This is a genomic window from Alteromonas aestuariivivens (assembly GCF_003367475.1).
Lineage (GTDB): Bacteria > Pseudomonadota > Gammaproteobacteria > Enterobacterales > Alteromonadaceae > Alteromonas > Alteromonas aestuariivivens.
The window spans coordinates 155,799-182,484 of record NZ_QRHA01000002.1; the positions used below are offsets into that span (position 1 = coordinate 155,799).

The 26,686-nt window shown below is 50.4% G+C and carries 21 protein-coding genes; 10 read left to right on the top strand and 11 right to left on the bottom strand.

Features of this window, described 5'->3' with window-relative positions:
• Positions 1-19 precede the first annotated feature (19 nt).
• The 7 genes from DXV75_RS03495 to rpsU form a co-directional block, all read right to left on the bottom strand.
• On the bottom strand, positions 20-2,359 hold the full coding sequence (locus tag DXV75_RS03495) for a S8 family serine peptidase (protein ID WP_115591985.1): 2,340 nt from the start codon (positions 2,357-2,359) through the stop codon (positions 20-22).
• A gap of 278 nt (positions 2,360-2,637) precedes the next feature.
• Entirely contained in the window at positions 2,638-3,864 is a 1,227-nt protein-coding gene (locus DXV75_RS03500) for a GGDEF domain-containing protein (protein WP_115591987.1), read from the bottom strand.
• 170 nt (positions 3,865-4,034) lie between these two features.
• The gene (locus DXV75_RS03505; protein ID WP_115591989.1) at positions 4,035-5,603 is read right to left on the bottom strand and encodes a sodium:solute symporter family transporter; all 1,569 of its coding nucleotides are present in this window, start codon (positions 5,601-5,603) and stop codon (positions 4,035-4,037) included.
• Between the two features lie 139 nt (positions 5,604-5,742).
• The gene (gene rpoD, locus DXV75_RS03510; protein WP_115591991.1) at positions 5,743-7,578 is read right to left on the bottom strand and encodes an RNA polymerase sigma factor RpoD; all 1,836 of its coding nucleotides are present in this window, start codon (positions 7,576-7,578) and stop codon (positions 5,743-5,745) included.
• 245 nt (positions 7,579-7,823) lie between these two features.
• Complete coding sequence (gene dnaG / locus DXV75_RS03520; protein WP_115591995.1) at positions 7,824-9,605, bottom strand: DNA primase; 1,782 nt, start codon at positions 9,603-9,605, stop codon at positions 7,824-7,826.
• A gap of 127 nt (positions 9,606-9,732) precedes the next feature.
• The gene (locus DXV75_RS03525; protein WP_115591997.1) at positions 9,733-10,179 is read right to left on the bottom strand and encodes a GatB/YqeY domain-containing protein; all 447 of its coding nucleotides are present in this window, start codon (positions 10,177-10,179) and stop codon (positions 9,733-9,735) included.
• A 132-nt stretch (positions 10,180-10,311) separates the two neighbouring features.
• Entirely contained in the window at positions 10,312-10,527 is a 216-nt protein-coding gene (gene rpsU, locus DXV75_RS03530) for a 30S ribosomal protein S21 (RefSeq protein WP_012517258.1), read from the bottom strand.
• Positions 10,528-10,761: 234 nt separating this feature from the next.
• Here rpsU and tsaD point away from each other — a divergent pair, with 234 nt between their 5' ends.
• Positions 10,762-11,775, top strand: coding sequence for a tRNA (adenosine(37)-N6)-threonylcarbamoyltransferase complex transferase subunit TsaD (tsaD, locus tag DXV75_RS03535; protein ID WP_115591999.1), 1,014 nt, complete (start codon positions 10,762-10,764; stop codon positions 11,773-11,775).
• 22 nt (positions 11,776-11,797) lie between these two features.
• Here the strand turns inward: tsaD and plsY are convergent, their stop codons facing one another.
• Entirely contained in the window at positions 11,798-12,403 is a 606-nt protein-coding gene (gene plsY, locus DXV75_RS03540; RefSeq protein ID WP_115592001.1) for a glycerol-3-phosphate 1-O-acyltransferase PlsY, read from the bottom strand.
• 148 nt (positions 12,404-12,551) lie between these two features.
• Between plsY and folB the strand changes: the two genes are divergently transcribed.
• From folB to DXV75_RS03560, 4 genes are read left to right on the top strand one after another with little or no spacing between them, the layout of a single operon-like run.
• Complete coding sequence (gene folB, locus DXV75_RS03545; RefSeq protein WP_115592003.1) at positions 12,552-12,905, top strand: dihydroneopterin aldolase; 354 nt, start codon at positions 12,552-12,554, stop codon at positions 12,903-12,905.
• Complete coding sequence (folK, locus tag DXV75_RS03550; protein WP_115592004.1) at positions 12,905-13,405, top strand: 2-amino-4-hydroxy-6-hydroxymethyldihydropteridine diphosphokinase; 501 nt, start codon at positions 12,905-12,907, stop codon at positions 13,403-13,405. Before folB ends, folK begins: the two co-directional genes overlap by 1 nt.
• 3 nt (positions 13,406-13,408) lie before the next feature.
• Entirely contained in the window at positions 13,409-14,209 is an 801-nt protein-coding gene (locus tag DXV75_RS03555) for an undecaprenyl-diphosphate phosphatase (protein WP_115592006.1), read from the top strand.
• A 27-nt stretch (positions 14,210-14,236) separates the two neighbouring features.
• Entirely contained in the window at positions 14,237-14,605 is a 369-nt protein-coding gene (locus DXV75_RS03560) for a histidine triad nucleotide-binding protein (protein ID WP_115592008.1), read from the top strand.
• 44 nt (positions 14,606-14,649) lie between these two features.
• Here DXV75_RS03560 and DXV75_RS03565 read toward each other — a convergent pair whose 3' ends face one another.
• The gene (locus DXV75_RS03565; protein ID WP_115592010.1) at positions 14,650-16,353 is read right to left on the bottom strand and encodes a dipeptidyl-peptidase 3 family protein; all 1,704 of its coding nucleotides are present in this window, start codon (positions 16,351-16,353) and stop codon (positions 14,650-14,652) included.
• 387 nt (positions 16,354-16,740) lie between these two features.
• Between DXV75_RS03565 and DXV75_RS03570 the strand changes: the two genes are divergently transcribed.
• Positions 16,741-17,577 (top strand): HDOD domain-containing protein, encoded by an 837-nt coding sequence (locus DXV75_RS03570; RefSeq protein ID WP_115592013.1) that lies wholly within the window; start codon positions 16,741-16,743, stop codon positions 17,575-17,577.
• A gap of 74 nt (positions 17,578-17,651) precedes the next feature.
• On the opposite strand, the gene rdgC is transcribed toward DXV75_RS03570, so the two are convergent.
• Together rdgC and DXV75_RS03580 are read right to left on the bottom strand one after the other, a co-directional pair.
• The gene (gene rdgC, locus DXV75_RS03575; protein WP_115592015.1) at positions 17,652-18,557 is read right to left on the bottom strand and encodes a recombination-associated protein RdgC; all 906 of its coding nucleotides are present in this window, start codon (positions 18,555-18,557) and stop codon (positions 17,652-17,654) included.
• Positions 18,558-18,654: 97 nt separating this feature from the next.
• The gene (locus DXV75_RS03580) at positions 18,655-20,385 is read right to left on the bottom strand and encodes a sensor histidine kinase (RefSeq protein ID WP_115592017.1); all 1,731 of its coding nucleotides are present in this window, start codon (positions 20,383-20,385) and stop codon (positions 18,655-18,657) included.
• 199 nt (positions 20,386-20,584) lie between these two features.
• Between DXV75_RS03580 and phoB the strand changes: the two genes are divergently transcribed.
• From phoB to DXV75_RS03600, 4 genes are all read left to right on the top strand, one after another.
• Positions 20,585-21,274 carry a phosphate regulon transcriptional regulator PhoB gene (gene phoB / locus DXV75_RS03585; RefSeq protein ID WP_115592018.1) on the top strand — a complete coding sequence of 230 codons (690 nt, stop codon included), beginning with the start codon at positions 20,585-20,587 and terminating at the stop codon, positions 21,272-21,274.
• 66 nt (positions 21,275-21,340) lie between these two features.
• Complete coding sequence (gene phoR, locus DXV75_RS03590; RefSeq protein WP_115592019.1) at positions 21,341-22,642, top strand: phosphate regulon sensor histidine kinase PhoR; 1,302 nt, start codon at positions 21,341-21,343, stop codon at positions 22,640-22,642.
• Positions 22,639-23,595 carry a PstS family phosphate ABC transporter substrate-binding protein gene (locus tag DXV75_RS03595; RefSeq protein WP_115592020.1) on the top strand — a complete coding sequence of 319 codons (957 nt, stop codon included), beginning with the start codon at positions 22,639-22,641 and terminating at the stop codon, positions 23,593-23,595. Before phoR ends, DXV75_RS03595 begins: the two co-directional genes overlap by 4 nt.
• A 312-nt stretch (positions 23,596-23,907) precedes the next feature.
• Positions 23,908-26,670 carry a hypothetical protein gene (locus DXV75_RS03600; protein ID WP_115592021.1) on the top strand — a complete coding sequence of 921 codons (2,763 nt, stop codon included), beginning with the start codon at positions 23,908-23,910 and terminating at the stop codon, positions 26,668-26,670.
• Positions 26,671-26,686 lie beyond the last annotated feature (16 nt).

The window sequence follows — 26,686 nt, forward strand, 5'->3', positions numbered from 1 at the left end:
CCCTTACCGCAGAAACCTGCTACAGGTGTAAAATTACCGGGTCAGAGCATATTGGGCGGCGGTCACAAACCTTGTAGATAAATCTGCCACCTGAAATTCCCAGCTGCCGGTCAATGTAAAAGCCGTCATTCTCCGTGGTGGTAATTTTGCGGCCATTGCGGAATATGTCGACACTGCGCCGGTAACTGCCGTTCCACCGGATCCGGTTTATCATGACATTCTGGCGTGTGATATGCCCTCTGCCTGAAACATCCAGATGGGGCTCGGCAGCGAGAACTGAAAGTTGGGTGGCTGTGCTGGTATTGCCCTGGGAATCCGTTACGGTCAGATTCACGTTATAATACCCTTCTACCGCGTAGGTATGCAGAGGACTGGCCTGGTTTGAACTTTCTCCGTCACCAAAATCCCAGCGCCAGGATACGATGTCCTGATCCGGATCGGTACTGGTATTGTAAAACTTGATGCCCTGTTGCAGTGGTTCGTACCAGAATGATGCGGTTGGATAAGCACTGCGGCTATCCCCGGCAACTCTGAGGTCGAGTGCCCAGCCATCAAGAGTCCCCCTGTCGTATTCGTCTGTATCAATGTATAACCGCCAGTTACCTGTTGCAGGTTCCCCGTAAAAATTTTCAAAATGGTAGGTGAAAGTGTCGTTTACATAACCACTTTGGGTGGGAATTTGCTGAATAACCTGTGTTCCGAGTGGAGACTCCAGAATCAGTTTGTACCAATCCATTAGCGAATCCTTGAAGGTTGCGTGCAAAATTACCTCAAATACCGTTTGTTGGTTGCTTACCCAAATGTCGGAATGCACCAGATCATGTTCATAAATATCGACATCTGCAGGATTACTGTAACTTACAATTTCATAGGAATCAGGCAGTACCCGGAGTTGCACTGTGGCCGTTTTACGTTGTGTACCTGCGGTGCCAACAAGGGTAATTTCATAATCCCCCCAATTAAGGCTCGAGTCAGTCTCGATGCGCAGACCTGTGCGACCGCTACCGGGTAATCGCAGACGAGTTAGGGATACACCTTCCAATGCTGTTTCCACCGAAAATTCGATGGTATCGGTAAAGTCATTCAGGGCGGATATTTCAAAGCCAAAAAAGGTGTCTTCACCAGATACAATAGTGCGTTGGGTTTGTAGCGCCTGAATTTCAAAACTGGGAGTAGTGTCCAGGGAATCCAGAGCCCGTCTCACGTTCAGTCTTTTTCCTGAAACGGTGCGCCCCTCCAGGTCGTCCAGCGGATCGCCCGATGTCATCAACGCATCTTTAACCTGGTTCGCACTGAGTTGCGGATGAGCAGCCCACAACAAGGCCGCTGCACCTGAAACGTGCGCGGCACTGAAGAGGTAATGGCTATCACTGACCAGGTAGCTCCCGTTTAGTGCGGTGCTATATATGCTTGTTGCCGGAGCGCCGAGATCCACTGTGCCCGGTCCAAATGCGTAACCTTCACTGCGATCACGCCGGTCGGTTGAGGTTACAGCAATAATGTTGTTGTTGGGCAAGCCTGAAGGCCAGTGAGGATCTGCATCATTGTTTCCACTGCCCCAGCCAGCCGTTGCAACCACCAATATTCCTGCGGCTTCCAATTCGTTGAATTTTTCTTCCATTGGATTCGAAAAGGTATTGTTCCAGCCCCAACTGATGTTTATGACCTTGATATTTACACCCTGTGATTGCAAGGTGAGAAAGTAGTCGATGCAGTCTTCGACATAGTCATCGCTGAATTCCTCCTCTGAATAACTGTCCACTACACGGCAATTGACCATTGAAACCTGTTGGGTAACCCCGCTTATGCCAATGCCATTGTTTCCCACTGCGCCAATAACTCCATTTATTGCAGTTCCTCGGGAGTATCGACGTTCCAGCACATCACCCAGGCCGTGGACATCATCCACGTAGCCATTGCTATCGTCATCAATGCCATTGCCTGGAATTTCACCAGGATTGGTCCAGATATTAGCGGCAAGGTCAGGGTGATTATAATCAACACCTGCATCCATGATCCCCACTACCACCTGTCGGGAGCCCGTTGTAATGTCCCACGCTTCGACGGCATCTATATCAGCGTCTACTATACCTCCCTGCTGTCCGGTATTGTTGAGTGACCATTGCTGGGCGAATTGAGGATCATCCTGGAGAGCTTCTGTGCCGGGGGCGGCGGCATCACTGTGTTGTACATCGGCAGACTGTGTGAACAATGCTCTTGCTGCACTGAAATGGTGTACGGGCCAATCCGGACTTTGTTTTGACGCTTTTGATGGGGCAGAGTCGGCAAGAAGTGAATGAGAGGTGAATATCAAGGCAACAACGAATAACACGCCACAGGGTACTTTCCAGTTTGTCATGGATGGATCCTTCTAACTTGACGGAATAAATTTATACTGTGTTGCGGATACGGTTTTCCTACCAGTTCATCCTGTTAAGCGAAGGAATAAGTGTTGGATAAGCAGCCTCGGTTCGCATTAAAAAAGCCAAAAATACCACTTTAGTGTGGATTTCTTGGCATCCCAAAGGAAAAAAGCCCTCGTTTCGGATGAGTTGATACAGATGGGATTGTTACGGTATTCGAACAATAGCCCGTTACCTGGTATCAACTCGGAATTTAATTATTTTGTTGTGTTTATCAGGCGACTTTCACACAATTACGCCCGGCCTTTTTGGCTGCGTACAGAGCCACATCGGCCTGCTTCATCACCTGCATAAAGTCAGATTGATCGCCGCTGCGCTCAGCAATACCAAAGCTGCAGGTTACCTGAACCGTTTGTTTGGCGGAGTTGTGCTGCTTTCGTGCCTTGGCAGTTCGATTCATTTTTCCTTTGGTTTGGCGGTTTTGAGACCGCACTACCATCTGATATTCCTCGATATTTTTACGTAAGGCTTCCACTAAAGTTTCTACCTGTTGTGGGCTTTTACGTGCAAAAATCAGGGTAAATTCCTCGCCGCCATAACGGAATGCCTTTCCGCCGCCGCCAACCTGGTTGAGACGGCTGGCGACAAGACGCAACACCTGATCACCCAAGTCATGGCCGTGGGTATCGTTAAAGGATTTGAAGTGATCAATGTCTGCCATCACCACGCAGTAGCGCTGCCCAAGTGTCTGAACGTACTGCATCAGAGCACGGCGACTGGCGATGCCGGTCAATTCGTCCCTGAAGGCCATTTTATGGCTGTCAGTTATAAGGGTTGCAAAGGTCATGATGGCCCAGCAAAACAGCGCCAGCTGGCTCGCGACCGGCTGGTGGAAGTAATCCAGGGTAGGCAGCAGCACGACCAGGCATAACAACATAAAATGATTGTTGTCCGGGCGCAAAGTGACTCTGAGCAGCCCGGCACTCAGCAGCAATGGATACAACCACAATTCCGTATCGGTAAACGGGACTAACAGAGAGTTTCCACCGACCTTCTGTACCCAGTTCATCGCTGTATCAGGCAGTGGCGGGGTGAATTCAAATGCGGCAACTGTGCCAATCCAGACAGCAGCCAATTGCAGCAGGGTTAACAAAAGATTATAAGGGGCAAAGCCCCTGTCCTGATCCCATAGCAACCATACCAGCAAGGCTGCCATCAATGCGGTAAACGAAGACTTGCCGGGACTTATCAATGCGTAAATAGGATGGTACTCAGGGGCGATGACAATGATGGTCATTAACAGGCTGGCAATTACCAGGCGGCTGCGCCCAAAGCGAAGCGCGATGACAGCATTGATCAGCAACGCACCGGCAGAAAAATAGGGGATACTGGTTAGCCAGGCCTGAAGAGTTGGTGTGGAAGTGAGGCCCAGACTGAGTGCAATAAACAGTAAAATTTGTGCAGGTAAGTAACGAGCTGCGATAACTTGTAAATTTTCCAACGGTCACTCCACATCGTGCCGGGTAAAGTCCGGCGCAGCTAAAGCGCAGATTTTTATATAGAATTCAACCCGGATTGTAAAAGGTTTAAGCGTTGATGTCTTGCCGGGGAGTCGGTGCAAACCATACGGGTATATATGCAGCCATACATGGCAAAATGGATTTTTGTTTGTCAGCGCATATTCAGAATCATATTCGGCAGCCATACACACAGTATCAGCAGTAGTGCAGACCAGCCTAGTAAAAACATTGCCTGAGCCATGCTGATGCCGCGCTCAGATGGTAAACGGTGCTGCTGGTCATTGGGCAGGGCAGCGGACGCCATTATGGCGGTTGAAAGTGTGACAGCGAACCCAATCAGGTTCCACCAAAACCAGAAAATTGGACTTGCGTTCAACCACAGAAGAGCGTTGACCATTACCCCGGCGGCCAGGCCGATATTTGCCGCCCCGGGTGAAACAAATCGAGTGTGGATACCGGCCAGGAAAGTGGCCAACACTGGCCCATAAAATACCGAACCAATCTTGTTGATGGCTTCGATTACAGTAGGGGCAATGTCTCCTGCATACAGCGACAGCACCAGGGTAATCAGGCCCCATGCCACGCCAGCTAAGCGTGCCAGTTTCAGGTAAGAGTGGTTGTCTGGAGTGATTTGGCGCAGGCGATACCAGTCTTCAACTGAAACGGCGGCCAGACTGTTGATGGCTGAACTCAGAGAGGACATGGCGGCAGCCAGAATCGCTACCACCAGAATACCAATAATACCCGTTGGCAAATATTCGGTAATGAAAACAGGCATCATCCAGTCTGGCTGATTGGCCGGTATTTTGGCTTGCAGTTCTGGAGTGGTGAGCACCAGGGTGCCAATCACCAGACCGCTCAGGCAGTAAAGCAAAGTGACTGGGAAGCGCACCAATGCTACCGCCATAAGCATTTTTTTCAGGTCACTAATCGACCCGCTTGAAAGCGAACGCTGGGCTTCTGACTGGTCACATCCATAGTAAGAGGCATACAGTACAATGCCGCCAAACAGCATTGGCAGCAGGCCGAAGTCATTACCATGTAAACCTGCGCTGCTGGTGTTAACCGCCAGCAAACGGTTACCGTCGACTTTTTGTAATACCTGATGCCAGCCACCCATAGCGTCCAGTCCAACCCAAAGGCAGACTGCGGCTCCCAGCAGGATCAGGATCATCTGCAGAGCGTCGCCGTAAACAACTGCCTTCATGCCGCCCATAGCGGAATAAATCAGGGTTATCACACCAATTGCGAGTATTGAGTGCCACTGGGCCAGCCCCATGGTTCCCTGTAGGATGAGGGCGATGGCATAGATCATGATGGCGGTGGCAAAGGAGCGGCTGATTTGAAAGACCAGGCTGATCAGCAAACGGGTTGAGCGAGAAAAGCGCTGTTCCAGATAGTCGTATACGCTTACCACTCCAGCTTTGTGCAGGGTGGGTAATAACCGCCATAACATCAGTGCTACAGCAATGGGTAAAGCCAGTTCGTAAGAAAGCCAAATCAGGCCGCCGCCTTCCCGCAAGCCCACAAAGGCAGGAGCAGAGATGAAACTGACTGCAGAAAGCTGGGTTGCCATCACAGACAGTGTCAGCGCCGGCCAGGCCAGACTCCGGCCGCCCAGAAAGTAATCCTGCTTATTGCTCTGGTGCCTGAATGCCACGCCCATACCAAGCAGAAGCAAAAGGTAGGTGGCGATAATCAGGTAGTCGAGCAATGTCATGCAGATCCCTCCGAATAAAACTGGTCACAAAAACACCAGTATGCGGGGATGGGATTGAGATTACCAGTGGACGTTGTTTGGGCTGCTCAAACAAAAAAGGTCAGCGTATTGGCTGACCTTTTTGTACGATAGCTTGGAGTTACTCGTCGAGGAAGCTTTTAAGCTGCTCTGAGCGACTGGGGTGGCGCAGCTTACGCAGTGCCTTGGCTTCAATCTGACGGATACGTTCACGGGTAACGTCAAATTGCTTGCCCACTTCTTCCAGTGTGTGGTCGGTGTTCATGTCGATACCGAAACGCATGCGCAGAACTTTTGCTTCACGGGCAGTAAGACCAGCAAGTACTTCCTGGGTAGCGTCTTTCAGGCTGCCGCCGGTGGCTGAATCGAGGGGCTGAATTATTGTGCTGTCCTCGATAAAGTCACCCAGATGCGAATCTTCATCGTCACCGATGGGTGTTTCCATGGAAATCGGCTCTTTGGCGATTTTCAGTACCTTGCGGATCTTGTCTTCCGGCATCAGCATGCGTTCTGATAATTCTTCCGGGGTCGGTTCGCGGCCCATTTCCTGCAGCATCTGGCGGGAAATCCGGTTCAGTTTGTTGATAGTCTCTATCATATGGACCGGAATACGGATAGTACGGGCCTGATCCGCAATAGAGCGGGTAATGGCTTGGCGGATCCACCAGGTTGCATAGGTCGAGAACTTATAACCGCGGCGATATTCGAACTTATCGACCGCTTTCATCAGACCGATGTTGCCCTCCTGAATCAGGTCCAGGAACTGAAGCCCACGATTGGTGTACTTTTTGGCAATTGAAATAACCAGACGCAAGTTGGCTTCCACCATTTCCTTTTTCGCACGTCGGGCTTTTGCTTCACCAATTGACATGCGGCGGTTAATGTCCTTGATATCAGCAATGACCAGCCCGGTTTCCTGTTCGACCTGGTTCATTTTGGAAATGCTACGCTCGATGTCTTCTTTATAATGCCCTAGAGCTTCGGCATAAGGAGCACCGGAATTGAGCGCTTCGCCCAGCCATGCGCTTGAGGTTTCGTTGCCAGCAAACGCTTTGATGAAGTCCTTTTTGGGCATTTTGGCATTGACCACACAGTACTTCATGACCAGACGTTCCTGAATGCGAACTTTGTCCATCATGTCACGCATGTTTTTCACCATGCGATCAAACTGCTTGGGTACTAGGCGGAACTCTTTGAATATTTCGCTCAGGGCTTCGATTTCTTTGCGTGAACTGGCATGAGCACGGCCTTTGCTCTCGATCATTTCACGGGTACGCCCGTATTGTTCACGTAGCAGAGCAAATTTTTCCCGCGCCTGCTCAGGGTCTACACCGGAGTCGTCTTCGTCACTGCTGTCATCTTCGTCTTCATCATCGTCTTCGTCGTCCAGATCTTTGTCTGACAACTCGGAACCAACGTGGGTTGCAGTGGGGGCTAAATCCTGATCATCGTTGGGGTCCACAAATCCGGAAATAATGTCGCCCAAACGAATCTCTTCCGCTTCGTACAGGTCCCATTGCTCCAGCAGGTAGGTAATGGCTTCCGGATATTCAGCTACGGAACACTGTACCTGATTGATACCGTCTTCAATGCGTTTGGCGATTTCAATTTCGCCTTCCCGGGTCAGAAGCTCTACCGTTCCCATTTCACGCATGTACATACGAACCGGGTCGGTGGTGCGGCCAATTTCGCTCTCGACCGTCGCCAAAGCTTGGGCAGCAGCCTCTGCAGCATCTTCGTCGGCTGTGGTTTCCTGCATGAGCAATTCGTCTGAATCAGGTGCGGATTCTGCAACCTGAATGCCCATGTCATTGATCATGCGAATGATATCTTCGATTTGATCGGAATCGACGATATCTTGCGGCAGGTGGTCGTTAACTTCTGCAAAGGTTAAGTAACCTTGCTCTTTACCTTTTGCAATCAGGAGTTTAATCTGAGACTGCTTGCTTTGCGCCATATAACCTACACTTCTCACATTCAATTAGTTAGCAATCAGCATGCGCGACTGGATTGGGATACCACCGGGCAATGCGTGCTGAGGGTTTGATACTGCACCTGTACAGGCAAATGTTGTGCCTAAAATCGGTTTTGTAATGCCGGGCCGACATTCAAAGTCACTTTCACAGCGAATTAGCCAGTATAGCAGAAAAGTGACATTTTTTACCATAATAACGGCTGACTTTTTGACTTAAAATCACACGATTAGGGTTTCTGGCGTTCCTGCATCAGCAGCTTGAGTTCATGTTTCTCATCAGCGCTGAGTGGTTGTATCCGCGAGCGAGAAAGGAGCGTTTCAATGCGGCTGTCAAAATGCCAGTCAAGTAATCGCGCAAAACTGTCACAATAGACCTGTCTTGCGTCGTTGTCGGCGACCAGGTGTTCCTGCATCAGAATTTTGGCAATGACATTGTAATGGGGGTGATCACGGAAGTTTTCAATCACCTGGGCGGTAGTGGCATTCGGTGAGGACAGACAATACTCATGGACATCCAGCAAGACTGGCAAACCTGGCATACCGCTGTTTTTCAGTACGAGTGGTACTACGTCCTCGCACTGGGTGGCCAGAGACGGTGTGTCGAGTAACAGACGGAGCATCATCCGTAGTGGTGATATACGGGTTTTCTGAGGCCAGTTCTGGGTGGCGGTGTTGGCTGGTTTGGTGTTTTTGACCTGGGCTGTCTGAATGTCCTGCTGCAGTTTGAAGCGATCGTACTCGCCTGTGTGTTTGGCCAGTTCTTCAGCCAGCATGGCGCGCTGGTTATCCCCCAGCACCTGGTCGATCAACGGTTGCGCCGCAGTCTTTAACGCCAACTTGCCTTCCGGAGTACCTGCCTGATGCTCTTTCAGCAAAGTCTCGAACAGGAAACGTGATAGCGGCAGCGCTTTTTCGGTCATGGCCAAAAAAGCTTCTGCACCAACTTTGCGCACCATTGTGTCCGGGTCCTCACCGTCAGGCAGGAACAAAAACGTGAGCTGGACGCCGTCCTTCAGGGCAGGGAGAGCATTTTCCAGTGCCCGCCAGGCGGCCTCGCGGCCCGCCCGGTCACCATCATAACAGCAGACAATCTGTGAAGTAGAGCGTGTCAGCAGTTGCAAATGCTCTGGTGTGGTGGCGGTACCGAGAGCCGCAGTGGCGATGTTTATGCCGAATTGACTCAGTGCGACCACATCCATGTAGCCTTCGACAATAATTACTTTTTCGAGTTGGCGATTCTGTTGTCTGGCCTGGAAGAACCCGAACAGCTCGCTGCCTTTATGAAATATCCGGGTTTCCGGTGAGTTGAGGTATTTTGGACCACCGTCGTCCAGTACCCGGCCTCCGAACCCAACTACCCGCCCACGGCGATCGCGGATAGGGAACATGATGCGGTCACGGAAAAAGTCGTATTGTCGCCCCTGTTCGTTCTGATTCACCAACTTTAGGTCAACGAGTTGCCTGACCCGGGCTGCATCGGTTCCGAATGCTTTGAGCACGCTGTCCCATTCACCCGGAGCAAAGCCAATTTCCCATTGCTTTACTATGTCTCCTGACAGACCACGGCTTTTCAGATACTCGATGGCTTTGGCTGATTGGGGGTGATTACGCAGTTGATGCTGGAAAAAGCGGGTTACTTTGTCCATTAACTCGTAGTCGTCCTGCTGCTGTTGTTTTTTTGCCTCACTTATTGCCGGGCGGCTGCTTTGTTCGCGAGGAACTTCCAAACCATGCAGACGCGCCAGTTCTTCAATGGCATCGACGAATTCCAAGCGGTCGAATTCCATTACGAACGAGATGGCGTTTCCGTGCGCTCCGCAGCCAAAGCAATGATAAAACTGTTTGTCCTGACTGACCGTGAAAGAAGGGGTTTTTTCGTTGTGGAACGGGCAGCAGGCCTGATAGTTTTTACCGGCTTTTTTGAGCTTGACCCGACTGTCTACTACATCGACGACATCAGTGCGTGCCAATAGGTCATCGATAAAATCGCGGGGTATTTTTCCGGCCATGTTACAACATCAGAGGTTAAAAAATTTACTTTAACAGGGTTGGGGCTGTAAGCAACCGCTTATACAGGCGAGTTGCCGGGAGGCTTTCGGCCTTAGGTAATCCCGTTACCGAATGAAGGCAACAGAATCAGGAGTTGAGGCGGGCTTTAATTTTCTGGCTGAGCGCGCCCATATCTGCACGGCCCTGCACTTTGGGTTTCAGAAAACCCATGACCTTGCCCATATCCTGCATACCGGAAGCTCCAGTCGCAGCCATGGCTTGTTCCAGCAGAGCATCCAGTTCTTCAGCGCTCAGCGGTTGGGGCAAGAAAGATTCGATCACCTGAATTTCAGCACGCTCGTTGTCGGCCAGATCAGCGCGACTGGCGGCGTCGAATTGTGAAGCTGCATCCTGACGTTGCTTTACCATTTTAGTTAAAATGGCCAGAATCGCCGGGTCGTCCAGGGTGATTTGTTCGTCAATTTCACGTTGCTTGATGGCGGCCAGGGCCATACGTATGGTTCCCAGGCGTACTTTATCTTTCGCACGCATGGCGTCTTTCTGCGCGTTTTTTAAGTCGTCGATTAGTGCCATGATTGAGTTACCAGAACGGAATTGAACATGAAACGATTTTTTTACGTCAAGCAGGCCGTGGCCTGTATGAAGCTCGGGCGTGCTAAGGTGCTGAAGTGTCCAGCACCTTACCGCCAACACTGACCGATAAACTTAGTAGAGTTTAACGCGACGTGCGTTTTCGCGAGCCAGCTTCTTCAGATGACGCTTTTTAGCAGCTGCTTTTTTGCGCTTGCGTTCCCAGGTAGGCTTTTCGAAGAACTCACGACGACGAACTTCAGACAGAACGCCTGCTTTTTCACAAGAACGCTTAAAGCGACGCAGTGCTACGTCAAACGGCTCGTTTTCTCTAACTTTAACGATGGGCATTAAATTCTCACCTCAAAAATTTTTACTGTGTTGCCGGGGTATTTACCCGCTAATTTAGGCACCCGGGTTAAAAATGGTGCGAAATTCTAATCATATCCACACTGAATGTAAAGCCAGAATTGCCAAAAAATAGCCAATTCAGCGCTTTTCAGGCCCAGCCCATTCCCTGTGCTTGGCATTAGCGGTAAACTCTGCGCCTTTATTTTATCCCTAATGACTGTGAGGCAACGGCGTATGCGCATACTGGGTATTGAGACTTCCTGTGACGAAACCGGTATAGCGGTTTATGACGATACTCACGGGCTGATGTCTCACGAACTATACAGCCAGGTAAAGCTGCACGCTGACTACGGTGGTGTGGTACCTGAACTCGCGTCCCGTGACCATGTGCGTAAAATTATACCACTGATTAAAAAAGCCCTTGTGGATGCGAATACACGCGGTGAAGAACTCGACGGAATTGCTTTTACCCAGGGGCCGGGCTTGGTGGGCGCATTGCTGGTTGGCTCTTCCGTTGGTCGTTCACTCGCCTATGCCTGGGGCATTCCTGCGCTAGGAGTACACCATATGGAAGGGCATCTGCTGGCACCAATGCTGGAAGATCCGGCGCCTGAGTTTCCGTTTGTTGCCTTGCTGGTTTCCGGAGGGCACTCCATGCTGGTAGAGGTAAAAGGAATCGGGCAGTACCGGGTGCTTGGCGAGTCTATTGATGACGCCGCTGGCGAAGCCTTCGATAAAACCGCCAAACTGCTTGGACTGGACTACCCCGGGGGGCCACTGTTGGCCAAACTTGCTGAACAGGGAGAGCCAGGGCATTACCAGTTTCCACGCCCGATGACGGATCGGCCCGGACTGGATTTCAGCTTCAGTGGCCTTAAAACTTTTGCGGCCAATACCATAAGAGACTCCGACGGCGCACCACAAACCCAGGCAAATATTGCTTATGCTTTTCAGGAAGCAGTTGTGGATACACTGATGATAAAATGCCGCCGGGCACTGAAAGAAACCGGAATGAAGCGTTTGGTGATTGCCGGAGGAGTCAGTGCCAATAAAATGTTACGTGAACAAATGCAGAAGATGATGGCGGGACTCAGGGGCGAAGTATTCTACCCTGATTTGGCGTTTTGTACCGACAATGGTGCAATGATTGCTTATGCGGGTATGCAACGCCTCAAAGCCGGGCAAACCAGCGACCTTTCTGCAGCGGCCAGGCCCCGTTGGCCACTCGATACACTGAGCCCGGTCTGAACCTGAGCCCAGGGGGCGAAAGCTAATCTTTTAGCCGCCCCCGCTTGTCCCAGATTTTGCTTTCTTCGCCCTTGATCAGCCGCAGTATATTGGCGCGATGTCTGGCAACGATTAGGATTGCCAGCATGGCCACCGGGAATGTGTAGATTGGTTTGATAAACCAGGTAAATATGGGCGCGAGGCATACAGCAACAATGGCGGCAAGCGAGGAATAACCCCAGATAAAAACCACAGTAAGCCAGGTGAGAATTAGCAGGCCTGCCAAACTGAATCCAATCGGCAGAAGGGTCCCGAATGCGGTGGCAACCGCCTTGCCGCCTTTGAAGCCGAAATACAGCGGAAAGATATGCCCCACGCAGGCCGCGATAGCAATAAAGCCCAGGGCGACCGGATCCAGTCCCATCCAGTAACTCACATAAACAGGTACAGTGCCTTTGAGTATATCCATTACCAGCACCAGTGCAGCAGGAATACGCCCTCCGGAACGGTAAACATTCGTAGCCCCCGGATTACCTGAGCCTGTGGTTCGGGGGTCGGGCAGGCGGAACAGCCGGCAAATCACAATCGCACTGGATAACGATCCGCACAGATAGGCGACGGCGATCATTAAAATTGTGCTTGGTATCATGTTCTACAGTCGGTCTTCAGGTTACACTCTCGCCACACTACTAAAAGAAAGCCATTTGCGCCAGATGAGTGCAATCTCATCAAACCACTGAATTGGCAATCCGGTTGATTGCCCCAAGGGTAAATGGTCAGGTAAAACGCAGGCTGCTATGGAACAAATCTTTATAACCGGACTTAAAATAGACACCCTGATTGGCGTGTATGACTGGGAGCGCACTCGCCGCACCGAGCTTGAGGTGGATCTGACACTTGAAGCGGATTTGTCGAAAGCGATGACGAGTGACGACGTTGCTGACACCATCGATTATGCTGCAGTGGCAGGGCATGTGCAGGCGATAGCTGCGCAATCCAGTTTTGAATTGCTGGAAGCGCTGGGGAAAGCCATTCTGGATGCAGTGCTGACGGCGTTTCCAGTAAAAGGTGCTACATTGCGGATCATCAAACCGGGCATATTGCCTGATGCAAAGCAGGTGGGCATTCAAATGTCACGGGCCCGCTACTGATGGCTCTACATCACATTTTAATTAGTGTTGGTTCCAACATCGAACGCAGTAAACACGTCCGCCTTGCCAGATTGGCACTGGAACTGCATTTTGAATCTGTGAAGTGCTCGTCGGTTTACGAAAGTGAAGCGGTTGGCTTTCACGGGGAGGCGTTTTACAACCTGGTGGTTGAAGCGCAAACATCGCTGTCAGTAGAAAAGGTGTGTGAGATTCTCAAACAAATCGAGGCACAAAATGGCCGCCGCAAAAGTGACAAGAAGTTTTCTTCTCGCACATTGGACCTGGATCTATTAACCTACGATTGTGCGGTAATTGAGCAACCTGTTGTTTTACCGAGAGAAGAAATCCTAACCAATGCCTTTGTGCTTTGGCCTCTGGCTGAGTTGGTGCCGAATAATATTCATCCAATTGTAAAACAAACTTACAGGGATCTATGGCACTCTTTCGACCAAACCGCACAAAATCTGTGGCCGATCAAATTTGCATGGAATGAAGGTTAAAGGATGACGTTATTTGAAATAGTTGTACTCGCCATAATCCAGGGGATTACGGAATTTTTGCCTATCAGCAGTTCTGCCCATTTGTTGTTGCCTGCGGAACTGCTAGGGTGGGCAAGCCAGGGTCTGGCATTTGATGTTGCCGTGCATGTGGGCAGTTTATTGGCGGTAATGATCTATTTTCGGCGCGACATTCTGCAGATGGCATCGGCCTGGTTGAGTCACGGCTTTAGCCGAGAGCAAACAGTCGACAGCCGCTTGGCTTGGTGGGTGATACTCGCTACTCTGCCTGCCATCGCTGCCGGTTTTGTTTTTGAAGAATACATCGAACTGTATGCGCGCACGGCGTCTGTCATTGCAATCACCACAATCGGTTTTGGCCTGTTACTTTGGTACGCTGACGCAGGGGCCAAACATACCCAGAAACTGGATACACTAACGGCCCGGCAGGCATTGCTTATTGGTATAGCGCAGGTATTTGCCCTAATTCCGGGTACCAGTCGCTCCGGGATCACCATGACTGCCGGTTTGATGCTGGGGCTCGACAGAGAAAGCTGCGCTCGCTTTTCGTTTTTGCTCTCCATTCCTATTATTCTGGGCGCGGGCAGCCTGGCGACAATGGAACTACTCGAGTCCACCGCGCCGGTAGACTGGTCGGCACTTGGTATGGGCGCTGCCTTCTCCTTTGTCAGCGCTTATTTATGTATTTACCTGTTTCTAAGCTGGATTTCCCGAATTGGAATGTTTCCATTTGTTGTTTATCGCCTGGCTTTAGGGGCTATACTGCTTTGGTTTATTTTCACTTAGCAATGTGACAACAATTGGAGGTTTGCCATGTCAGAAACCATTTTTACCAAGATTATCAACCGGGAAATTCCCGCAGACATTCTCTTTGAAGATGAACTGTGTCTTGCCTTCAGGGATGTTAACCCTCAGGCCCCAATTCACTTTCTTGTAATACCGAAAAAAGCCATTGCTACAATCAATGACATTACTGAGGCTGACCGTGAAGTGGTTGGCCATCTCAGTTGGGTTGCGGCAAGAGTTGCTGCGGAACTGGGGGTCGCGGATGAAGGTTACAGAACCGTGATGAACTGCAATGAATTTGGCGGACAGTCGGTTTATCACATCCACCTTCACGTGCTGGCCGGTAAGGTATTGGGCTGGCCGCCTTATGCCAGTAAACCTAAAAACCTTGAATGATTTGTGTTGGGGCCCAATGAGGGCCCCTTTTTATTGAGCGCAGATTACAGGCCCAGTACGCTTTTACCCTGTTTAAAATCAATATCGACCGGAATGTCAGCTGCTTCCAGTTTGTTGAGATCCTGGGCTAATGCTTCGCCGATTGTGCCTTTATTCGCAACAAGTTCTGCCACGCCTTCATAATCACCGTCGCCCTGTAAGGTTAAGATCAGCTGTGAGAGTGAATTCACGGCAGCGTCCATTTGCTCCATATTAACGCTGTAGTACCCCTGAGTGTCTTTTTCAAACGCGCCCATTTCCTGGAAGTAATTAAAGCGAATCATATTGGCTCTTCCGTGTGCGCTTGAAGCACCAAATCGCACAGAGCGAAATATTCCAGCCATAAAAGTCACATAATAGTCCTCCAGGGTGCCCTGGCTGATTTCACCCTGTTGCAACAGGCTTCGAATCATGTAAAGCCCCAGTATGTCAGCTTTGCCTTCCTCCAGCGCAGAGGCGTGTTCCTTAAGCGCTGAGCGCACCGTGCCTGAACCATCCAGTGTGTTTTTGATCCCAAGTCCGTGTGCCACTTCATGAAACATGGTGTTGGCGAAAAATGCGTCAAAAGTAACGTGCTGGCGCTGATCTTCGGCGATTAACTGTTGCGCGATAGGCAGCATTATGTGATCGAATTTGGCCTGCATGGCATTTTTCAGCTGTAGTCTTCGGGTACCTTTCTCCAGCTGAACCCGCTCATCATTGGGTAAGTTGATGGCAATGGTTTTGCTACCTGCATTGGAGTGACCAGCGTAATAGATGACATCATAGGCGTTAAGGTCGGCGTCAGAACCCGGCATTTCAGCCTTGTATTTTTCATCAACCGGCAGGCCCTGTTGCAGAGCCGGTAAAAATTCTGCATAACGAGCCAGTCGTTCGCTCCAGCTCTGGTCCTTTATCAAAACATAGGCTTCAAAGGCTGCCCGATAACCGAACATTTGATCCTCATAGGTTTCAATGGGGCCAATAATCAATTCTATCGGATTGGTTTTCATGTCCATCCAGGCCATGTCAGAGGCCAGGTAATCGTCAGTTAGTAAAGCCTCAGCGCGCAGTGTCAGATATTCAGCGAAGCTGGCGTCCTCAGCCAATTCTGAAGCCTGGCGCAACAATTTGGCAACCTGGCTCAGCTGTTTCTCATAGGCCTTGGAATAGGGTTCCGAATAGAGCTTGCCCGTCTCGTCCCGCTTTACCACTGAGTAAAGACCGTTTTTGTCTGCAAATTCAGCTTTTTCGAATTCATCTTTGCTCAGGTCGTGAGGATAAAACTGAGCTCCTTCGAACTTTTCCGGGTAACCGGATAAAAAGGCTTTATCGCCGTTCAGACGGTCCCACGGACCATAGTTAATGCGGGCAAAGTGACGCACCGCTTCGTTCGGCAGGTTGTTCAGGAAGCCTTCTTTGTCACCTGGAAAGGCCTGTTGCCAGAACAGGTCATCCATAATTTCAGCTGCATCGATTAGCAATCCGAGCATGGTTTTTTGATTGCTGCCCAGATGGCTCAAATCGCTGGTTAGTGTGACAGGCTGGTAGATCTCGAGTCGCTTGGTATCGATTAACAAGTTATTGGTGGATTGCCCGGCCGCTATCACAGGAGCGGGCTGTGCGGTGGTGTTTTGAGCATCTGTGTCAGGGGCTTTGCCGCAACCAGCCAGAGTAAACAGGGTTAGGGTAGTGGCAAGCGATGCAGGGTAATTTGTTTTTATCTTCATTGGATTGGATCTTATTCTGTTGAAACGCCAGCCAGACAGGACGGTTGATACCAAACATTTCTGACCGGTGTTTCCATGGTCTGTTGAAAATAGCGTTAGCATAACCAAGCTATTGGTGGTTAGCCAGTTCAACATAATAGTGGGTGGTATCCGGAATGAGTGATGATTACGGATTTATTCAGACGGGATGATAGGTATGAGCAGGCATTCAAAAAACCTATTTTGGTTAGGTGCAGTTTTGAACATTCGCTGTTATATTGGGTTGGTACGCAACCCGATGGGCGAAAACGTATAAAAAATAACATGATTCGGGATTAGAACCTTACATATTGCAGCAGCGGTTCACAGCTGCTTGAGTGCGGGGTTAATTTTTAAGGTAGTAGTACTATGTCTACACAAAACGCGCTGCTCACAATACTGGTTGAGAAAATCAACAATGATACTCTGGTGTTGCCCACTTTACCGGCAATTGCCCTGAAGGTTCGCAAGGCGGCTGACAACCCGGATGTGAATCTGAATGAAATGGGTGATGTGATTGGGCAGGACCCTTCCCTGAGTGCGAGAATGATTAAAATCGCTAACAGTGCGTATATGGGGCGTTCGGTTAAGGTAAACTCCATTGGTCAGGCTGCTACCCGAATTGGATTACGGCAAATAAAAAATATATCCACCGCATTGGCAATGGAGCAGCTGTTCGTTTCTAAAAATGAACTCGTTATCCAGTATATGAAGCGCGAATGGGAGAACACGGTGAATGTGGTGGCCAATTCCATGGCAGCCCTGCAGATGTTCAAACAGCGCACCAAAAACCGTGATCTCAGCCTCGACACCATGACGCTGTCGGCACTCATTCACAACATTGGTGTACTTCCCATTCTCACTGAAGCACAGCGGCACGAAGAAGTGTTTGCGAACCCGACTTTTCTGGAAGTGGCTATTGATAAGGTATCCGGAAAACTAGGAGGGGTCATCATGCGTGAATGGGGGTTCGGCGATGCCTTCGTAAACATCGCAGAGAACTGGCGTAATCTGGCGGTGCTTCCGCAATCCCTGTCGTATGTGGATTTTGTGCGGATTGGCGCCGCGCTGTCTGGTCGTATGGACCATCAGAAAGACGCAGTATTCAACCTTGCCATTCAGCGTAATGCGCTGGAAAGTGTGCGGGATTTGACCTCTGACGAGTTTGTGGAAATGCGGGAATCGGCGAAGCAGATATTTGCCTGATGCCAACGTAAGTTATTTGTCTGTCTCGACCTAAGAAAAACCGGCGTTAGCGCCGGTTTTTCTTTGCCCGATTTCTATTCTTCGGTCAGTTTGAGTTCGGTGCGCAAATAGATCAGCAATTGACACAGCTCTGCAGACATCAAAGCAAACTCCGCATCCAAGCGAGCCTCAACCTGATCCTTGGGGATGTCATCACATTCTTCTTTCAGTCGGTCTTTAAACTTCACCCGTTTTATTGAGCCATCTTCGGCAATCACCGCGGTTAGTGAATCCTGATACTCAAAAGCCACTTTCTGAACCAGTTTACCGGCGTCCAGATGAAGTTTGATTTCGTCACTGTCTAAAGGTTGGTTTTTGCAGCGGATCACGCTTTCAAGCTCATCGGTAGATTTAAGCTCCGCTTCTTCCAGCAACTCAAGCTCTGCCGGAGCCTTGTCTGTTAGCCAGTGAGTCAGTTCGCTCTGCAGGCTTCGGCGGGCAAGGGGGACGACGGGCAGCGAGCCTATGGCCTTGCGCACCAGCGCGAGAAAGGCTTCTGCTTTGCCATCGGCGCTGGCATCTACTACTACCAGGTTGTCTTCAAGAGAGATGAAGCCGTGGGTAAAGGTATTTTTAGTAAACGCCTGGGGGAGCAACTGGAAAATGATTTCCTGTTTGATGTCGCTCTGTGATTTTTTGCTTACGGGAGAGCCGGTTTCCTGTTCTATCTGGGCTACCTTTTCTGCCAGTTCGGCATTGACAACGGCAGCGGGAAGGATTTTTTCCTGCTTTTTTACCGTGATCCAGATGCGATTGGCAATTTTGTGGAACATCGGGCCCTGTTTGCCCGCGATTGCGAACGGAGAGGCAAAACCCATCGTTGCAGTGTCCTGGTTTCCGCAAGGTCTGAAGCTGTGTTCTGACAGTGCGTTCTGCAAATCGTCGTCGTCAAGCGCTAAGGGCTGGGTAATCTGATAGGCTTTTATATTTTTAAACCACATGGCCGGTATCGTAGTAAATTCAAATGGCCGGCAAGCGTATCAATCCCGGAGTCAGCGCGCAACGACGTTCTCGCCCATGCGTGGCAATTAGGGAGATTCAGTGCCCGCGTTTTGGGAAACGTATGGTATAGGTGAGGCCCTGGCCAGGCTGGCTGTTAGCAACAATCCGCCCGCCCAGCGTCTGAGTGACCAGGTTGTACATAATATGGGTACCCAAACCGCTGCCGCCCTGGCCGCGTTTGGTGGTAAAAAAGGCGTCGAACAGGCGGTTCAGGTCTCGCTCATTAATACCTCGCCCGTCATCGGAATATTGCATCACAATGTGTTCATCTTCCTCGCTGACCTTGAGTTTGATATGGCCTTGCTGGTCGCTATCAAAGCCGTGATTCAGAGAGTTCATGATCATATTGGTGGTGATTTGGGCTATCACACCGGGTGCGCAACGAATTTCCAGCTCTTCAGGGCACTCAATTTCTACCTGGTGTCGGGCTTGCTTGAACGAGGGCTGAAGCGACTGGAGTATCTCGTGCAGGTAAGTATTCAGGTTAAACACCCGCTCGGCTTCGCTGGTCTGGTCAACGGCCACCTGCTTGAAACTGGCAATCAGTTCTGACGCGCGGTTGAGGTTAGAGAGTAACAATAGAGTGGATTGTTCCGCTTCCTCAATAAATGCAGCCATGGTTTTGTTGGTCAGGGATTTGTCGTTATAGGCTGAGCGAAGATTTTCCAGGCGCTCATGCAGGAAGCTGGCTGCGGTTACACTGACTCCTAATGGCGTATTCACGTCGTGGGCAATACCGGCTACCAGACCGCCAAGTGAAGCCATGCGTTCCGATTCGACTAACTGATCCTTGGCCAGGCGCAGGTTTTCCATCGAATGGGCCAGTTCGGCATTTCGTTTACGCAGTTCATCTTCCACGTACTGGCGGTTTTCGTTTTCCTGGCGAAGCTCACGCTGATTGGCTATCAGCTCGTCTTTCTGTTGCTCCAGGTCGAGCATAATTTGCGACAACGAAGCGGTTTTCTTGGCCACTTCCTGTTCCAGAATCAGGTTTTGGTCGTCTAGCTTGCGATTGGCCTGGCGCAGTTTTTCCTGTGTACCGTGCAGTTTGTTTTGCGAATGAATGAGGTCATCAATTACCTGATTATAGGAAATCTGTAACTGATGCAACTCGTTGTCGTCATGAATGGTAAGTTGAATTTTTGAATCTTCCGGGTGGTCCGGGTCGAAGCTGCTCATCTGTTCGGTGATTTCTGCCAGGGGCTCAGACAGCATGCGTCTGAAAGCGGTCATAAACAGAAACACCAGAAAGGCAGTTTTGATTATCGCGTTGCCAATCAGAAAGAAAACGCCAACTTCGATTCGCCCGAATATGATGTCAAAGTTGGAGTAAAGGGTCACGTCACCCACCTGGGAAGTGCGCCCGGAGAAGTCGAAAATCAGGGGGAAACTGTAGCCAAAAACCCCGCCGCTGTGGTCTTCCATCCGCCCTTCGTGAATTTGCGTTTGGGACTGGGGCATGGTTACACCATAGTCGGCAATATAATCACCGTTTTCGTCTCTGATTTGCACGCCGGAAACTATCGGCACTTCCATCAGGCCACTGGCAATGGATTTCGCCTGTTCGTTGTTGAGTTCCCAAATAGCCCGGGTGAGGCTTTCTGAAAAAGTGTTTTTTAGCGTTTGAAGTTCGCTTTCGATGTGGCTTTTGGTGCTCAGGTATTCGGTAAAAATCTGCCCGATGGTCACAATGAGAGTAAGTGCGAAGTAAACCGAAAGAACACGAGTCAACAGCTTTCGCGACAATCCAGTCTTTACGGCCCCCATTGGTACTACACCTTGTATCGTTTAAGTATTATCCAGTGCAAAGAATATTCGTAATACGAACAATAAACAAGGGTAAAGCGTAATTACAAGTGCCGGAATAACGGTCAAAAACTTGACACTATACTGTAATCGTTTTAATAAAACTGTCACAGACCCAATGAATAATAACGGCGTTTTTAGTATGAGCAGGAAAAAGTCTATGTCTCGAACGGTCTTGTTAGTGGAAGACGAAGCGCCGATCCGCGAAATGTTGAAGTTCATTCTGGAGCAGTCCGGATTCAACACGGTGGAAGCGGAAGATTACGACATTGCACAGAAAAAAATCTGTGAACCCTACCCGGATTTGATTTTGCTGGACTGGATGTTGCCGGGAGGCAGTGGCGTTCAGCTGGCAAAAAGTCTTAAGCAGCATGAGTTTACCCGTGATATTCCGGTTATTATGCTCACCGCCCGAGGCGAAGAAGACGACAAAATTCGGGGCCTGGATGCCGGTGCCGACGATTATGTCACCAAACCGTTTTCTCCCAAGGAGCTGGTGGCCCGTATTAAAGCGGTTATGCGCCGTGTCACTCCGACTTCAAGCGAAGAACCCATTGAGTTTAACGGCTTAAAGCTAGAGCCCATCTCCCATAGGGTGATGGCTAATAACGATTTGCTCGATATGGGTCCGACAGAATTCAAACTGCTGCATTTCTTTATGACCCATCCTGAGCGCGTGTACAGTCGTGAATCGCTTCTCGATAATGTGTGGGGCACCAATGTATATGTTGAAGATCGTACTGTGGATGTGCACATTCGCCGCCTGAGAAAGGCCATATCCCCGCACGGTCATGATGCCATGATCCAGACGGTGCGTGGGGCAGGCTATCGGTTTTCAACCAAACTGTAGTACTCTGTTTGCAGTGCGTTTATAGCGCAGATTGTATTTCACCCAGACCAACAGGTTTCCGGCAACATGTATTATCCGTTTTCATGGTTGAGAAGCACAGCCAGGCTGTTTTTATATCTGCAGATCTTTGCCCTGATCGGATGGTACCTGGAAGATCTGTTGCTGGCGGTGTGCCTGGGCGCAGTTGGATTGCTGCTGATTAACTACTGGCATTTATTCAGGCTAAACCGCTGGTTGTGGCATAGCCGCAAAATGTCTCCGCCAACAGTGAGAGGGGTTTGGGAGCACATCTATGAAGGTATCTATTACCTTCAGCGTCGTAATCGCAACAAACGCAAAGAGCTGGGTTTGCTGGTTAAGCGGTTTCGTGAAGGCTCTGAGGCTTTGCCCGATGCAGCAGTTGTTGTGGATGCCAAAGCCGGAATTGTATGGTGTAACCGCCTTGCTCGGCTGGAACTGGGGCTGAAGTGGCCGGCAGACGCAGGGCGCCGCCTCGATAACCTGATACGTCACCCGCAGTTCATTGAATACTTTCACGCTGGCGATTACCACTTTCCCATTGAAGTGCCTTCGCCCACCAATCCGAACAAAACCTTTGAATACCGCATCATGCCCTATGGCGACGATCACCTGCTGCTGATTGTCCGCAATGTTACCCGTCTTTCTCAACTGGAAGAAATGCGGAAAGATTTCGTTGCCAATGTTTCCCATGAGTTGAGAACCCCGCTTACCGTTATAAACGGGTATCTTGAAATATTGTCAGCGGATGATGAGACAGACCCATTTCTGCATAAAGCACTAAAAGAAATGACGTCGCAAACTCACCGGATGCAGAATTTGATTGAAGATTTGCTGGTTCTCTCACGTATTGAAGCCAGCTCAGAACGAATTTATGAAAAAGTGGTGGACATGCCCACCATGCTGAAACAATTGCAGATTGAAGCCCAGACCCTGAACAGGGAAAAGGGCCATACCATTGAGTTTCATGTTGACCAGCAACTTAAAGTGTTTGGTATTGAGACGGAGTTACGTAGCGCCTGCTCCAATCTGGTGTTTAACGCCATTCACTATACGCCAGCCGGCGGCCATATTGAGGTAACCTGGCAGCGCAGCGTTCAGGGAGCCAGATTTGCAGTAATCGATAACGGCGATGGGATTGCACAGGATCACCTGGCACGTATTACCGAACGTTTTTATCGGGTCGACAAAGCCCGGTCGCGCAAAACCGGCGGTTCCGGATTGGGACTGTCGATTGTTAAGCATGTGCTCAGTCATCACAATTCACAGCTTGAAATTGCCAGCACGGTAGGCGAGGGCTGCGAGTTTTCATTTGTGCTCGACAGTGAACTCATACAGGAGCCACAATGAATTTGTTCCGTAGTGCATCAAAATGGCTGTTTGCCGTCGCGTTCGCTTCAGTGTTTTCCACCCATGCCCAACAGCCTCCTGATTACGAGCGTCAGCCTGGTGTGGCGGGCAATATTACTTCTGTGGGGTCTGACACGCTTGCAAACCTTATGGCACTTTGGTCCCAGGAATTCAAAACCCTTTACCCCCAGGTGAAGTTTCAGGTCCAGGCCTCCGGTTCGTCTACCGCTCCCCCTGCATTAACGGAAGGTACTGCCACGCTTGGTCCAATGAGCCGGGAACTTAAACCCAGTGAGATCCGTGAATTCGTTCGAACTCACGGATATCCGCCCTTGGTGCTGCGGGTGGCTATGGACGCTATTGCAATTTTTGTCGAGCGACGGAACCCATTGCCAGGGCTGACTTTGCAGCAGATTGACGCCATTTTTTCCGAAACCCGCTTCTGTGGTGGCCCCAAGCCGTTAACCAACTGGTCCCAACTGGGAATTGCAACTGATAATGATCCCGCGCCCATTCGCCTGTTCGGGCGGAACTCGGTGTCTGGAACCTACGGGTTGTTCAAGATCATGGCGCTGTGCGACGGCGACTTCAGAAGTACGGTAAACGAACAGCCGGGCTCGGCTTCGGTGGTTCTGTCTGTTGCCTCCAGTCAGGGGGCGATGGGGTATGCTGCGTATGGGTACAAAACTGCAGGGGTGCGGGCGCTGCCCATCGGAGAAACCTCAGATGATTTGGTTCCGCTGACACTGGAGACCGTGCGCAATGAGACCTACCCGTTTGCGCGTTTTTTGTATCTGGTGGTTAACAAACCGCCTAGCCAGCCATTGCCTACCCTGGAACGGGAATTTCTTCGCTTTGTGCTGTCACGGCAGGGGCAGCAGCAGGTTGAGCGGGATGGCTACTTTCCGGTGCGTAACGACATGCTCATGCGTCAGCGGCGGCTGATAGAATAGCCATAATTGCCCATTTTTCTCTGCATCCTGCCCAACGTTCGAATCATCCAGCTTACGCCTTTCTGCATTCTGCAAAGCCTTGTGTATCCGGACCTGCGCTCGCATAACCCCAAGCACCTTTGCATACTGGAAAACTAAAAACATTCGCAAAATCAAAGCCAAAGAAAATACTGGTTCAACAGCCGCTTACGCTTCGGGATACCCACATTAAAGTTTTGTGACAGTTCTGTTATGTAACAAATGTGTCATTTAGCTTAGGTAAAGTTCTCGCGTTTTCTAATATCCATAAAAAATTTGCACTTGGAGAAACGAATGGAACTTAAGCACGTATTTCAGGCATCTGCGATTGCAGCGGCACTCGTACTGGCCGGCTGTGGCGGCGACATCAACATCAATGAAGGTGATATCGATAACAGCGTAACCAACAATTACGGTGATGGCGGCAGCGATGGCGGAAATGGCGGCTCCAATCCGGATGACACCCTGCCTGGCGAGACCAGTTCTTTTCTGAGCGGGCAGGTGTCAACGGCGTTGGGGACCGACGTAGAAGTACGTGTAATTTCAGGCCGTCTGACTGCCGACGATGCCGATGCAAGTGGCAATGTTACTCTGACTAACGATGTTATCTGGGCACTGGAAGGCCCGGTATTTGTTGGTAACGATAATGCCGACAGTGCAAACCTGGTGATTGAGGAAGGTGCAGTAGTTTTTGGTCGCTCTGGTGACGATTACCTCGTAGTGAGCCGTGGCTCTACCATCGAAGCGGAAGGTACTGTTGAGAACCCGATCATCTTTACGTCACTGGCTGACGTGGTCGGCGATGAAGTGGGCGCGGGTCAGTGGGGTGGTCTGGTATTGCTGGGTAATGCACCTTCCAACAAGTGCCCTTTAACCGGCGACTGCGCCCTTCAGGTAGAAGGTGTGCAGGAAGGAGCGGTATTTGGTGGTACTGACGAATCTGACAACTCAGGTGTTCTGAAATATGTGGTTGTTAAGTATGCCGGTTTCGAAATTGCTCCGGACAACGAACTGAACGGCATTACGTTTGGTGGTGTAGGTTCAGGCACAACGGTTGACTACCTACAGGTGCATGCCAACGCAGATGACGGTGTTGAATTCTTCGGCGGTAACGTCAACGTTAAGCACTTGGTGCTGACTTCCAACCAGGACGACAGCATCGACTGGGATAATGGCTTTAAAGGTAAGATGCAATACGTATTCGTGCAGCAGGATCGCACCGATGGCGACGCCAACCGCGGTATTGAGGCCGATAATGATGGCTCCACGCCCGACATCGAGCCTCAATCTAACCCAATGATTTCCAACCTGACTATTATTGGTAACAACTTCAAAGGTGAAGATGAATCTGAAGGTGTTTACCTGCGTGAAGGCACCGGTGCACAGATCTTCAATATGCTGGTTACCGGCCCTTCTGAGATGGGTGAGTGTCTGGAAGTGGAAGGTTCGACCGAGTCTCAGGCAAACCTGTCTGACGGTACCATCCTGATCAGAAACTCCGTTCTGGCCTGCACCAACGGTGAAAACTTTAAGTGGAACGAAAGTGCCGGCGATGTGGATCTGGAAAACTGGTTCACTGCCGTAATGGCAGAAAACCAGGTACTGGAATCGATTGGCCTGAACAGCGATGGCACGCCAACCGCGGAAAGCCCGTTGTTGACTGGCGGCTATGATGCCTCTCAGGCAGATGGCTTCTTTGAAGCCACCAGCTTTATTGGAGCGCTGGACAATGCAAACGACTGGCGCCAGGGCTGGGCATTCGGCTTTGGTGGCGGTCAGGTAGGTGTGGTTGTTGCTTCTTCTGGTTGCCCTGCCGGCACCACGAACATCGCATCCGTTGACGGTGTCACTACTACCTGCGAAGTGAGTGGCCGTATTACTGCCGACCTGACCCTGACAGCGGGTAATATGTACGCCCTGTCTGGTGCGGTGTTTGTGGGTAACGATAATGCCGACAGTGCGACGCTGACAATCCAGCCGGGTGTAACCGTTTACGGTGCCTCCGGTAATGACTACCTGGTAGTGAGCCGTGGTTCTGAAATCGACGCCCAGGGTACCGTTGACGCTCCCGTTACCTTCACCTCCCAAGACGATGTTGTGTCCGACGCTGGCGCTGCCGGTCAGTGGGGTGGTTTGGTCATTTTGGGCAACGCGCCTTCTAACAAGTGCCCGACTACTGGTGATTGTGCCCTTCAGGTTGAAGGTGTGCAGGAAGGTGCGGTATTTGGCGGTACTGATACTGCAGACAGTTCAGGAACCCTGCGCTACGTTCGCGTAATGCACGGTGGTTTTGAAATTGCTCCTGACAACGAACTGAACGGCATTACCTTTGGTGGTGTGGGTTCTGGCACTACCGTTGAGTATCTGCAGGTTCATAAAAACGCGGACGACGGCGTGGAATTCTTCGGTGGTAATGTTGATGTGAAATACCTGGTGCTGACCGATATCCAGGACGACAGCATCGATTGGGACAATGGCTTCCAGGGTCGTATGCAAAACGTTCTGGTTCGCCAAGCGCAGGATAACTCTGACGCTAACCGTGGTATTGAAGCGGATAATGATGGTTCAACACCGGATATCGAACCTCAGTCCAACCCAATTATCTCTAACCTGACCATCATTGGTAACAATTTCAAAGGCGAAGATGAAGCCGAAGGTATCTATCTGCGTGAAGGTACTGGTGCTCAGCTGTCCAACGTGATTGTCACCGGCGTTGATGGAATGGGTGAATGTTTTGAAGTTGAAAACAGTGCTGAATCCCAGGCAAACCTGGGCGATGACACCATCACCTTCACAAACTCCGTCATTGCCTGTTCCGAAGCGTTCAAGTACGACGCCGCTGGGGTTAATCTGGAAACCTGGTTTACCGATGCCGCCCGTGCGAACGCAGTGGCAGCCGGTCAGGCTGATGTGGTAGATGGAATCTTTACAATCACTGATGCGGTCACACCGAAAGACTGGACAGGTGATACCTTCTTCGATGTGGTTGATTATGTTGGTGCAGTGAAAGACAGCGACAACAACTGGACTTCCGGTTGGACTGTCGGTCTGGAATAAGGCCCTTTTAACCTGC